The sequence below is a fragment of the Pantoea sp. X-Soil-ISGK-355 genome (genome assembly GCF_059730805.1).
The window spans coordinates 3465177-3476458 of sequence record NZ_AP035971.1 but is presented as its reverse complement, the minus strand read 5'-3'; the positions used below and the strand labels follow the sequence as shown (position 1 = coordinate 3476458).

General features: G+C 52.8%; 12 protein-coding genes and 1 tRNA gene. 6 read left to right on the top strand and 7 right to left on the bottom strand.

Annotation, left to right across the window (positions count from 1 at the left end):
• The first annotated feature begins 177 nt into the window (after nucleotides 1-177).
• On the top strand, nucleotides 178-333 hold the full coding sequence (locus AC6I8J_RS15920; RefSeq protein WP_216844881.1) for a YnfU family zinc-binding protein: 156 nt from the start codon (nucleotides 178-180) through the stop codon (nucleotides 331-333).
• A 118-nt stretch (nucleotides 334-451) separates the two neighbouring features.
• Here the strand turns inward: AC6I8J_RS15920 and AC6I8J_RS15915 are convergent, their stop codons facing one another.
• The 3 genes from AC6I8J_RS15915 to AC6I8J_RS15905 form a co-directional block, all read right to left on the bottom strand.
• A complete protein-coding gene (locus tag AC6I8J_RS15915) occupies nucleotides 452-724 on the bottom strand; it encodes a hypothetical protein (protein WP_285087537.1) in 273 nt (90 codons plus the stop codon).
• Nucleotides 725-1332: 608 nt separating this feature from the next.
• Nucleotides 1333-1408, bottom strand: a tRNA-Ile gene (locus tag AC6I8J_RS15910).
• Nucleotides 1409-1610: 202 nt separating this feature from the next.
• Nucleotides 1611-2402 (bottom strand): SDR family NAD(P)-dependent oxidoreductase, encoded by a 792-nt coding sequence (locus tag AC6I8J_RS15905; protein ID WP_222924969.1) that lies wholly within the window; start codon nucleotides 2400-2402, stop codon nucleotides 1611-1613.
• Nucleotides 2403-2539: 137 nt separating this feature from the next.
• On the opposite strand from AC6I8J_RS15905, the gene AC6I8J_RS15900 reads away from it, so the two are divergent.
• Together AC6I8J_RS15900 and mug are read left to right on the top strand one after the other, a co-directional pair.
• Complete coding sequence (locus AC6I8J_RS15900) at nucleotides 2540-3124, top strand: TetR/AcrR family transcriptional regulator (RefSeq protein ID WP_497825560.1); 585 nt, start codon at nucleotides 2540-2542, stop codon at nucleotides 3122-3124.
• Complete coding sequence (gene mug / locus AC6I8J_RS15895) at nucleotides 3121-3639, top strand: G/U mismatch-specific DNA glycosylase (protein WP_161734955.1); 519 nt, start codon at nucleotides 3121-3123, stop codon at nucleotides 3637-3639. Before AC6I8J_RS15900 ends, mug begins: the two co-directional genes overlap by 4 nt.
• Before the next feature lie 75 nt (nucleotides 3640-3714).
• Here the strand turns inward: mug and rpoD are convergent, their stop codons facing one another.
• The 3 genes from rpoD to rpsU all read right to left on the bottom strand — a co-directional run bounded on the left by rpoD (nucleotide 3715) and on the right by rpsU (nucleotide 7867).
• Complete coding sequence (gene rpoD, locus AC6I8J_RS15890; RefSeq protein WP_013359071.1) at nucleotides 3715-5556, bottom strand: RNA polymerase sigma factor RpoD; 1842 nt, start codon at nucleotides 5554-5556, stop codon at nucleotides 3715-3717.
• Between the two features lie 231 nt (nucleotides 5557-5787).
• Nucleotides 5788-7533 carry a DNA primase gene (dnaG, locus tag AC6I8J_RS15885; protein WP_161734958.1) on the bottom strand — a complete coding sequence of 582 codons (1746 nt, stop codon included), beginning with the start codon at nucleotides 7531-7533 and terminating at the stop codon, nucleotides 5788-5790.
• A gap of 118 nt (nucleotides 7534-7651) precedes the next feature.
• On the bottom strand, nucleotides 7652-7867 hold the full coding sequence (gene rpsU / locus AC6I8J_RS15880; RefSeq protein WP_001144069.1) for a 30S ribosomal protein S21: 216 nt from the start codon (nucleotides 7865-7867) through the stop codon (nucleotides 7652-7654).
• Nucleotides 7868-8144: 277 nt separating this feature from the next.
• On the opposite strand from rpsU, the gene tsaD reads away from it, so the two are divergent.
• Nucleotides 8145-9158 carry a tRNA (adenosine(37)-N6)-threonylcarbamoyltransferase complex transferase subunit TsaD gene (tsaD, locus tag AC6I8J_RS15875; protein ID WP_150014796.1) on the top strand — a complete coding sequence of 338 codons (1014 nt, stop codon included), beginning with the start codon at nucleotides 8145-8147 and terminating at the stop codon, nucleotides 9156-9158.
• A gap of 29 nt (nucleotides 9159-9187) precedes the next feature.
• On the opposite strand, the gene plsY is transcribed toward tsaD, so the two are convergent.
• Entirely contained in the window at nucleotides 9188-9793 is a 606-nt protein-coding gene (plsY, locus tag AC6I8J_RS15870) for a glycerol-3-phosphate 1-O-acyltransferase PlsY (RefSeq protein WP_098052336.1), read from the bottom strand.
• A gap of 108 nt (nucleotides 9794-9901) precedes the next feature.
• Between plsY and folB the strand changes: the two genes are divergently transcribed.
• Nucleotides 9902-10261: a bifunctional dihydroneopterin aldolase/7,8-dihydroneopterin epimerase gene (gene folB / locus AC6I8J_RS15865; protein ID WP_013359068.1), complete on the top strand. Its 360-nt coding sequence runs from the start codon at nucleotides 9902-9904 to the stop codon at nucleotides 10259-10261.
• A 191-nt stretch (nucleotides 10262-10452) separates the two neighbouring features.
• A complete protein-coding gene (bacA, locus tag AC6I8J_RS15860) occupies nucleotides 10453-11271 on the top strand; it encodes an undecaprenyl-diphosphate phosphatase (protein ID WP_003848438.1) in 819 nt (272 codons plus the stop codon).
• The last annotated feature ends 11 nt before the right edge of the window (nucleotides 11272-11282 follow it).

Sequence of the window (11282 nt, the reverse complement as noted above, 5' to 3'; positions counted from 1 at the left end):
TCGTAGCTATCCTGATTATCCGGCTGACGTTCTTTTATGACGATTAAATAACGTTAAAAAAAATAAACAGCTGCCTTCTCCTCACCTTAGCCCTTTTTAACATCATAGCCGACAGATAAAAAAATTAATTTACCTCCACTGTGTTACGCTGATGGCAACATTTCAGAGGATAACGACATGACCTGGTTGAGCTTTCTCTTCGACGCGCTACACAGCAGCGAAACCAATACACAGTGTCCGGTGTGTAAAAAGTTTTCCAGACAGTCTGTAGCTAAAAAGAATAAAGGACAGGCAGTTTTATGCCCTCACTGTAAGTCATTGTATGTTATATAAAGTCCGTCGTCTTTTTATGTTGTGATCACCAGGCATCAGCAAGTTATACTGTTTAACCTTATCCCTCATTGAGGCAATATCTTCGTAACATGTATTTCAATGTGCTGATAACTCTGCATTATCTTTCATACTCGGTGAAATAACGCTTTGATTCACCCTGGTCGAGAAATTCGAATGGTGAAAGTTGAATAATATCTGATCCTGCAGACCACACGTCATTAACTCTTGAAATAATATCGCCTTCCTGAAGCGACAGGAGATTGTTAATGCGTAACACAGCAAATCTGCCATTTTCAAATTCGACTTGATACAACGCAACTTTCTCCAGCGGCATGATGGTTCTTCCACGAATTACCCGGCAGCAGAGTTCAGCACTCGATGAACTTTTCATGATAAACCTCTAATCTATTCATAATCTTCTGTTCAATAAATTAATCTGCAGCATTGTTAATCTGAGCTCAGCGCACACGTTGTGCAGATTTCAATTGGCCCGTTTTGACTGCATTTGTTCATATCCGTAAATATAGCGGGTTTATGAAAATAATCTGATATACCCTCTGCAGAGTTAAAAAGTGACTCCGGGGTATCCGTCGGGTTATCAGAGTGAGCATGAGTGGCGTCTTTTACAGGGAAAATAGTGGATATGAGAGTGTGAGGTTAATCAGGGAAAGTGTGAGGGAGAGGTGAAACGGCTGACGCGGCAATATACTGAAGCCTTCATCTCCCTGACGTAGCTTACCTGGCACGGCCCCGACCAGTTGGGCTATGCGCACTAAGGCATCACCACGCCGCCTGTTGAGTTCGCGAAAGGCCGAACTTTCCATCTGATGAAGTCGGACATCAATCAGCAGATTTCCGGCCTGCCGGGTTAGCTGTCGGTGGCTTAACAGAAAAATTTCAGATTTTTATAGGAAGAGAGAAACAAGGAAGTGAGATTTGAAGGATAAAAAAAATCACTGTGAAAGGTGGCTTTAATCTGCTGATTTTACAGCTAAAATTTGGTGGCCCCTGCTGGGTTTGAACCAGCGACCAAGCGATTATGAGTCGCCTGCTCTAACCACTGAGCTAAGGGGCCAGCGGAGCGGGGATTATAAAGTATCTCTTCAGGGCGATCCAGCACTCCGCCATCGGTTGCTGAAATAAGCAGCAGCGATTTAGCTGCTGATTTCTATAACAAATCTGGCAACGCCTGAAGCTGTAGTCGCAAAACGGCACGGATAATGCTTTACCGTGCCTTTAACAGAACTGTACTTCAGGCGGAAAGAATTAAGACTGACTCACTTCTGACGATAGCGGGATGCCGATTTGTCCCGTGAAAGGTGAGGAACCATTGCACCACGCGCCCGATCGTAATCGTGCCACATCTGCAGATCTTCCAGCGCCGGAATAGTTACCGTCTCCTTGCTGTCGAGTCCGGCAAGCGCGGCGTCCACCATCTCATCAACGTCCATCAGCATTTCAGCCGGGATTTCATTGATAGACTGGCCTGCGCGGTCGAAAATCTCCGTACGGGTCGCACCGGGTAACACCGCCTGTACCTGCACGCCGCTCTCTGCGAGTTCGCGCTGCATCGCACGCGTCAGTGTCAGCACGTAAGACTTGGTGGCGTTGTAGGCACCATTGAACATCTCGTGCACCAGCGACAGCACCGACGCGATATTGATAATGATGCCGTGACCGCGTGCTTTGAATGCCCGGCCAGCCGCCTGTGCCAGACGGGTTGGGGCCAGAATATTTAACGCCAGCATGCTGTTAATGCGTGTGATGTCCGCCTCCAGAAACTCACCCTCAACGTTCATGCCCGCGTTGTTCAGCAGCAGCGTAATCTGTGCGTTGTTCGCGAGCTCCGACTCCACACGCTGCAGGTCCTGCTCCTGCGTTAAGTCAGCCTTCATCACGGTTACCTGAACAGCGTGCAGCTTTGCCAGTGTGTCCGCCAGGGTGGTGAGTCGCGCCTGATCCCGGGCGACCAGGATCAGATCATAACCGCGTGCTGCCAGTCGTTTTGCATAAGTCGCGCCGATACCGCTGGATGCGCCGGTGATTAATGCTGTGCCTGATTTTGACATCTTTTTTCCTCGTATGATGATCGTCATAATCGCTATAAATATGACGATCATCATATCTGCCGTCAAGCTGGAATATGATGACCGTAATAATTACTATAATAGCCAGAAGCTACCGGGCAGAAACCGAAGGAAATAAGATGGAGAAGCAGAGCAGCAAAGCACAGACGCGGCAGCGTATCCTTGATGAGGCGGCGCGTGTGATGCGTGAAACCGGCACCGAAGGAATCGGTGTAGCGGCGCTGATGAAGCGGGTCGGGCTGACACACGGCGGTTTTTATGCACATTTTGCGTCACGTGAGGAGCTGGTTGAGGAGGTGCTAAAGCATATGTTCGCTGAAGCCGATACCTTTAAGCCCGCTGAGTCCGTGACCCAGCCAGCGCAGCAGGTAGCAGACTTTATTGATAGCTATCTATCCGAGGCGCATCGTAATGCACCGGCGCAGGGCTGTCCGATGGCAGCGCTGGTGAGCGAAGTGGCGCATCTTCCCCAACCGACGCGACAGATCTTCGCTCAGGGCTTCAGTACGATGCATGCCAGCCTGACGCAGTTGCTGAGTGAGCTGGGGTGGACGGAAGCGGATACGCTTGCTTCAAGCATGATGGCAGAGATGATTGGCGCGCTGGCGCTGGCGCGAGCCTGTCCGGATGCGGAGCAGGCCAGCCTGCTGCTGCAACGCAGTCGCACAGCGCTGAAGCAGCGCACGCTGGAGGTCACCGCATGAGTGAACACGCTATCCGCGACATCATCAGTTCCGGTCTGGATGTACTGTTCTGCGGCATTAACCCAGGCCAGTCAACGGCCCATCAGGGGTTCCACTTTGCACATCCCGGTAATCGCTTCTGGAAGGTGATCCATCTGGCGGGATTCACCCGGGAACAGCTGAAACCCGAAGAGGAGCAGCGCCTGGAGGAAACCGGCTGCGGCATCACGATGCTGGTCGAGCGGCCCACGGTGCAGGCGAATGAGTTAGCGCCTGATGAGCTGCGGGACGGCGGCAAGCGGCTGATGGAAAAGGTGCTGAATTATCAGCCCGCCGCGCTGGCGATTCTGGGTAAAGATGCGTTTCGTCGTGCCTTTAAGCAGAGCAAAGTCGAATGGGGGAAACAGCCGATCTGTATGGGGAAAACGCAGGTGTGGGTGTTGCCGAATCCCAGTGGCCTGAATCGCGCATCACTGGACGAAATGGTTGAGGCGTATCGTCAGCTCTGGCTGGAACTGCATCCGGAGAGCAGCTGAACCTGCGCAGGGCAGGGGAGAGGCGGGTAGCAGACAGGCATAAAAAACCCCGGCAAACCGGGGTTTTTGTCGGACTTAATCGTCGAGGAAGCTACGCAGCACTTCCGAACGGCTCGGATGGCGCAGTTTACGCAGGGCTTTCGCTTCAATCTGACGAATACGCTCACGCGTAACGTCAAACTGTTTGCCCACTTCTTCCAGCGTATGGTCGGTATTCATATCGATACCGAAACGCATGCGCAGTACTTTCGCTTCACGCGCGGTCAGGCCAGCCAGCACATCGTGGGTGGCAGAACGCAGGCTCTCTGAGGTAGCAGAATCCAGCGGCAGCTCCAGCGTGGTGTCTTCGATAAAATCGCCCAGATGTGAATCTTCATCATCACCAATCGGCGTCTCCATCGAGATCGGCTCTTTAGCGATTTTCAGCACTTTGCGGATTTTATCTTCCGGCATCAGCATACGCTCAGCCAGCTCTTCCGGCGTCGGTTCGCGGCCCATCTCCTGCAGCATCTGGCGCGAAATACGGTTGAGCTTGTTGATGGTCTCAATCATGTGCACCGGAATACGGATGGTACGTGCCTGGTCAGCGATAGAGCGGGTGATAGCCTGACGGATCCACCAGGTCGCATAGGTCGAGAACTTGTAACCACGGCGATATTCAAACTTATCTACCGCTTTCATCAGGCCGATATTACCTTCCTGAATCAGGTCGAGGAACTGCAGACCGCGGTTGGTGTATTTCTTGGCAATCGAAATAACCAGACGCAGGTTCGCTTCCACCATCTCTTTCTTGGCGCGACGGGCTTTAGCTTCACCGATCGACATGCGACGGTTAATATCTTTAACCTGTTCAATAGTCAGGCCGGTCTCTTCTTCAACCTGTGCCAGTTTCTGCAGGGAACGCATTACGTCATCCTGCACTTCCAGCAGCTTCTCAGACCATGGCTTGTTCATTGCCAGTGCGGCTTTGAACCAGCTTTCATTGGTTTCGTTGCCGGTAAACAGCGTGATGAAGTTTTTCTTCGGCATTTTGCACAGCTCAATACAGAGCTTCATGATCAGACGTTCCTGGGTACGGACACGTTCCATCATGGTGCGCATGCTGCCTACCAGGTAATCGAACTGCTTCGGTACCAGGCGGAACTGCTTGAAGACGTCGGAAAGGTTCTGGATTTCGGCAACGGCAGCAGCATGACTGCGACCTTTGCTTTTAATCACGTCGCGGGTGGTTTCATACTGCTTACGCAGGTCAGAAAACTTCTCGCGTGCCAGTTCCGGGTCGATAGAATTATCGTCGTCGGAGCTGTCATCATCCTCTTCATCTTCTTCATCGTCGTCGTTACGATCGGCTTCAGAAAGTTCGGAGCCCACGTGCGTTGCCGTCGGGGCCAGATCTTCTTCTGCGTTAGGATCGACGAAACCCGTGATCAGATCGGAGAGGCGTGATTCACCTGCTTCAACTTTGTCGTACTGGTCCAGAAGATAAGTAATCGCTTCAGGGTATTCGGCTACGGAACACTGAACCTGGTTGATACCGTCTTCAATACGCTTGGCGATGTCGATTTCGCCTTCGCGCGTCAGCAGTTCAACGGTACCCATTTCACGCATATACATGCGAACCGGGTCAGTGGTGCGCCCGATTTCAGATTCAACGCTGGATAACACCTGAGCGGCAGCTTCCGCGGCATCTTCGTCAGTATCGGAGCTGTTTTCATTCAGCATCAGATCGTCAGCATCCGGGGCTTCTTCAACCACCTGAATACCCATGTCGTTAATCATCTGGATGATGTCTTCGATCTGATCTGAGTCGACGATATCTTCCGGCAGATGGTCATTGACCTCAGCATAGGTCAGATAGCCTTGCTCCTTACCACGGGTGACAAGAAGCTTGAGCTGTGACTGCGGGTTTTGCTCCATAAGACGGTATCCACACTTCTGTTAAATTAGATTGGTGTCGGTCGGCAGCGAGCCAACAATAGCAGTAAAGGCGTTTAATTCTTGCCGCTGCCTTCGTCGCGGCGTGGGCTTTGCCCAACAGTAATCGGCACTTAAGCCGCTTGTATAAATTTTGGTGGTACAGGCCTGGCTTAACGCTCCCGGCCTTAAAACAGCCACGCTGCCCTTCGTCAGAACGGGCAGCGTGCTAAATTATTTCCTGGCAAAAGCCTGACTGAGTGTCCAGAGTTCACGGCGCTCATCGGCGCTCAGTCCCTGGGTGCGCTCACGCGCAATCAAAAATTCCAAACGCTCTTCAAGAGCAGAATCGTAGATGCTGGCCAGCGAGTCCTGAAATACCGCTTCGGCTTCTTCATCTACTATCATGTGGTTCCAGATCGCCAGCGTTTCAAGCGTCTGACTAAAATTTGTTCCGCGATATAACTCTAGTAGCTGTCCGGTGGTCAATCCAGGATTCTCAGTGCAACGACCCACTAACTCAATAAATAGTGGTAAACCCGGCATTTTTGACTCAGACAGCCCATCAAGCGAAGGCACCAGGGTAGCCAGCTGCGGGTTCTGAATCAGCAAGGCGATCAGCACACGCATGGTGGTCCGTTTCAGCGGTGGCGCAACTGGCGCCGTTCCACTTGCAGCCAGCTTCGGCATCAGCTTTTCAAGTTGATTGTCGTCAAGAATACCCAGTTTGTTCCCCAACTCCTGACGCATATAAATACGCAAGGTCTCACCGGGGATCTGGGTAATCAGCGGTAAAGCCAGCGTGCTCAGACGCGCTTTTCCGTCGCGTGAGCTCAGATCTACCTGCGGCAGCAGGCTATCAAACAAAAACGAAGAGAGCGGCATGGCCTGCTCCATCCTCGCTTCGAAGGCGGCTTTACCCTCTTTGCGTACCAGCGTATCCGGGTCTTCACCCTCAGGTAAAAACATAAAGCGTAGCTGACGACCATCATTCATGTAAGGCAATGCGGTCTCAAGCGCACGCCATGCCGCTTCACGACCCGCCCTGTCGCCGTCGTAACAGCAGATCACGGTGTCGGTACTGCGAAACAGCAACTGAATGTGTTCAGCCGTGGTTGAGGTGCCTAAGGACGCGACGGCATAATCGATCCCGTACTGCGCCAGCGCAACCACGTCCATGTATCCCTCGACCACTAACAGGCGGGCGGGTTCAGGATGGTTCTTAACTGCTTCATACAGGCCATAAAGCTGGCGGCCTTTATGGAAAATAGGGGTTTCCGGTGAGTTCAGATACTTCGGCGTATCGTTACCCAGTACGCGGCCACCAAAACCGATGACGCGTCCACGTTTATCGCGGATCGGAAACATGACGCGGTCGCGAAACCGGTCATAGGTACGGCCTTTGTCATTGCTGACCAGCATGCCCGCCTCCATCAACGATTCGCGGTCTTCCGATTGCTTGCCAAAACGCTTGAGAACATTATCCCAGCCGGCTGGCGCGTAACCTATGGCGAAATGATTGATGATGTCGGCGCTCAGACCACGACGATCAAGATAGTCGCGTGCTGGCTGCGCACTGGATTGCTGCAGACCCTGCTGATAAAAACCGTTCAGGTTCTCCATCAGCTGATACAGGCTCTGGCGCTGATGGCGTTCCATCTGGCTGGGCCCGCTGCCTGCTTCGTAAGGCACGTCTAAACCGTGGGAAGTGGCTAACTCTTCAATGCTTTCAACAAACTCCAGACGATCAAAGTTCATCAAAAAGTCGATAGCGTTGCCGTGTGCACCACAGCCGAAACAGTGATAGAACTGCTTTTCGCCGTTTACGGTGAAAGAGGGCGTTTTTTCATTATGGAAAGGACAGCACGCATGGAAATTCTTACCCTGCTTTTTCAGCTTAACGCGGGCATCGATAAGATCCACGATATCCGTGCGGGCAAGTAAATCGTTGATAAATACGCGTGGAATTCGTCCAGCCATACGCCCCAGATTTTCAGCTCATAAACGGCAACAAGCCGCGCTTCCTTTCGGAAAGCACGGCCTTTTACTTGACTCTGTCTGCGTGAATCACGCGGTGGAGGCGAACCTCCGGAACGACTTAGTACAGACGAGTGCGGCGTGCGTTTTCGCGAGCCAGTTTCTTGGCATGACGCTTAACTGCTGACGCTTTAGCGCGCTTACGTTCGGTAGTCGGTTTTTCATAGAACTCACGACGACGAACTTCAGCCAGAACGCCTGCTTTCTCGCATGAACGCTTGAAGCGACGCAGTGCTACGTCAAATGGCTCGTTTTCACGTACTTTAATTACCGGCATGTAACTCTCACCTCGATAAAATTCGGTTTTGCTGCTGACTGCGGCGCCAGCACATTTCAAAATGGTGCAGCATTTTACTCCAACTCATGTTGGTTTGTAAAGCACCATGGATAATTTGAAACCAACAGGAGCGTTTGCCTGTGCGGCTGCCGGTTTTTCCAGGGGCGGGAGTATAGCGCACTCTTTAGCCGACAGAAAATGACTTTTTACGCGGGATGCCCGCGCTGCACATCACATTGCTGTGATAAACTGCGCGCCGCAAGAATGAGGTGATGCAATGCGAATTCTGGGTATTGAAACGTCGTGCGATGAAACCGGCATCGCAATCTATGATGACGAGGCTGGATTACTGGCTAACCAGCTCTACAGCCAGGTAAAACTGCACGCCGACTATGGTGGTGTGGTGCCGGAACTGGCCTCACGCGATCACGTGCGTAAAACCGTGCCGCTGATTCAGGCGGCGCTGAAAGAAGCGGGTCTGGAGCCGCAGCAGATTGATGCAGTCGCTTACACTGCCGGTCCCGGACTGGTCGGTGCGCTACTGGTCGGCGCCACCATTGGCCGCGCGCTGGCGTTTGCATGGAAAGTGCCTGCCGTGCCGGTTCATCATATGGAAGGGCACCTGCTGGCACCAATGCTGGAAGAGAATCCACCGGAGTTTCCGTTTGTCGCACTGCTGGTGTCCGGCGGGCATACCCAGCTGATTAGCGTCACCGGCGTCGGTGAATATGAATTGCTGGGTGAATCGATCGATGATGCCGCGGGCGAAGCCTTTGATAAGACGGCGAAGCTGCTCGGCCTGGATTATCCGGGCGGGCCGATGCTGTCGAAGATGGCGCAGCAGGGCACGGCGGGGCGTTTCACCTTCCCGCGTCCGATGACCGATCGTCCGGGCCTGGATTTCAGCTTCTCCGGCCTGAAAACCTTTGCTGCTAATACGATTCGCGCCAATCCTGATGATGCGCAGACCCGTGCTGACATCGCCCGCGCCTTTGAAGATGCGGTGGTGGATACGCTGTCGATCAAATGTAAACGCGCGCTGGATCAGACCGGCTTTAAGCGTCTGGTGATTGCCGGGGGCGTCAGCGCTAACCGCACATTGCGCGAGCAGATGGCAATTATGATGCAAAAGCGCGGCGGCGAAGTGTTTTACGCCCGCCCGGAGTTCTGTACCGACAACGGTGCAATGATCGCGTATGCGGGCATGGTGCGGTTAAAAGGCGGAACACGGGGCGAGTTAAGCGTCAGCGTGCGGCCGCGATGGCCGCTGGCGGAGTTGCCCGCGATCTGATGTGAAAAAAGCCGGCTTGCCGGCTTTTTTTATGGCTGAGATTTCTTTTTGCGCTTCCAGATTTTACCTTCCTGACCGCGCCACAGCCGCTGAATATTATCGTGATGACGCAGCAGGATCAGACAGGAGAGCATGGAAACCGGAAAGGTAAACTGCGGTTTGAACCACCAGACATAGAATGGCGCGATCAGTGCACTGACAATCGCCCCCAGCGAAGAATAGCCACTGAGTAGCACCGTGAGCAGCCATGTGCCGGTAACCAGCCCGGTTAAGTCCCAGCCAATCGGCGCAATCGCGCCAAATGCCGTTGCTACGCCTTTGCCACCGCGAAAGTGAAAGAACACCGGATAAATATGACCGAGACAGGCGGCAATGGCGGTCAGGCCAAGATAGAGCGGCGTCACGTGCATCAGATAAGCCAGCCAGACCGGTACCATCCCTTTCAGCACATCAAACACTAATACGCTGGCTGCAGCGGCTTTACCGCCCAGACGCAGTACGTTGGTGGCACCCGGATTACCGGAACCGTGTGTGCGGGGATCGGGCAGGCCAGCGAGTTTGCAAACCAGAATCGCACTGGAAATCGAACCGCAAAGATACGCGAAAATAATCATACCAAGCGCGAAAGCACTCATAACACCGTACCGTTCCCTTTAGGGTCGTTTTGATCTCATCAACCGTGGATAATACGCATAATCCGCCGGAAGTGGTATCCGGCTTAGCCAAAAACAGAGACCCTCATCATGGATATCGTATTTATAGAACAACTCACGGTGTTCACCACCATTGGCGTTTACGACTGGGAACAGGGTATACAGCAGAAGCTGGTGCTCGATGTCGAAATGGCCTGGGATAACCGTCTGGCGGCCAGCAGCGACGATGTGAAAGATTGTCTCAGCTATGCCGATGTCTCCTCTGCGATTCTGACCCATCTGAATGGGGGGCGTTTTGCCCTGGTTGAGCGGGTAGCTGAAGAAATCGCGGATCTGTTGATGAACCGTTTCAATTCGCCTGGCGTACGCATAAAGGTAAGCAAACCGGGCGCTGTAGCCCAGGCGGCGCAGGTTGGCGTGCGAATTGAGCGCGGGACTATTCCTAAATAAATACGATGTGATTGCCATCACAATGAAACCAAACCAAATTACTGTCTGTCATAGCGTGGACCGTTTCGTTACAGCAGGCGAAACGGAGCGGAGCTTAAGGTTTAATTCAGGCTAATTGCGGCATGATTTCAGGCGATAGCAACGCGCTACCGCCTTTTTAATGGTTTTGAAACGGATAGAGGGAACATTTGATGGCAGATATTCATCAGCTTTGGGTAGCTGCAATCCTGGGCGTTGTGGAAGGGCTGACCGAATTTTTACCGGTCTCTTCCACAGGGCACATGATTATAGTGGGTCACCTGCTGGGCTTTGAAGGTGAAAAAGCCGAGACCTTTGAAGTTGTGATCCAGTTAGGATCGATTCTGGCTGTAGTAGTGATGTTCTGGCGCCGTCTGTTTGGCCTGATCGGCATTCACTTTGGCGAAGTCAAACATGAAGGTGTCGGCACCGGTCGTCTGTCGCTGATCCATATCCTGCTGGGTATGGTTCCGGCTGTGGTGGTGGGTCTGGTGCTGCACGATCAGATCAAAACGCTGTTCAATCCGATCAACGTGATGTACGCGCTGGTCGTGGGGGGTGTGCTGCTGCTGGCCGCAGAGTATCTCAAGCCAAAACAGCCGAAAGCCGTAGGTGTCGATGATATTACCTATCGTCAGGCGTTTATGATTGGCTGTTTCCAGTGCTTAGCGCTGTGGCCGGGCTTCTCACGTTCTGGAGCAACCATCTCCGGCGGGATGCTGATGGGTGTGAGCCGCTATGCCGCGTCAGAATTCTCCTTCATCCTGGCCGTGCCAATGATGATGGGTGCGACTGTACTGGACATGTACAAGAGCATCGGCTTCCTGACGATGGCGGACTTCCCGATGTTCGCCGTGGGCTTTGTCACGGCGTTTATCGTGGCGCTGATTGCGATTAAAGCCTTCCTTGAGCTGATCAAACGCATCTCTTTTGTCTCGTTCGCCATTTACCGCTTCATCGTGGCGGCAGCGGTTTACATGGTCTTCATGTAAACCTGTGGCAG